Annotated in this window: 1 protein-coding gene; it reads left to right on the forward strand. The window is 51.7% G+C overall.

Annotated elements, in window-relative coordinates:
* Window positions 1–414: DUF1983 domain-containing protein (locus ACTHSL_RS13090; RefSeq protein ID WP_440381695.1), on the forward strand; the 414-nt coding region annotated here is incomplete at both ends.

Here is a 414-nt window from a genome sequence, read left to right on the forward strand (position 1 = left end):
GGCCATGATTATTACTTTTATATCCGCAGTGTGAACACCGTTGGCAAATCGGCATTCGTGGAGGCCGTCGGTCGGGCGAGCGATGATGCGGAAGGTTACCTGGATTTTTTCAAAGGCAAGATAACCGAATCCCATCTCGGCAAGGAGCTGCTGGAAAAAGTCGAGCTGACGGAGGATAACGCCAGCAGACTGGAGGAGTTTTCGAAAGAGTGGAAGGATGCCAGTGATAAGTGGAATGCCATGTGGGCTGTCAAAATTGAGCAGACCAAAGACGGCAAACATTATGTCGCGGGTATTGGCCTCAGCATGGAGGACACGGAGGAAGGCAAACTGAGCCAGTTTCTGGTTGCCGCCAATCGTATCGCATTTATTGACCCGGCAAACGGGAATGAAACGCCGATGTTTGTGGCGCAG

Source organism: Neisseria sp. P0008.S010 (assembly GCF_051962715.1).
Taxonomy (GTDB): domain Bacteria; phylum Pseudomonadota; class Gammaproteobacteria; order Burkholderiales; family Neisseriaceae; genus Neisseria; species Neisseria elongata.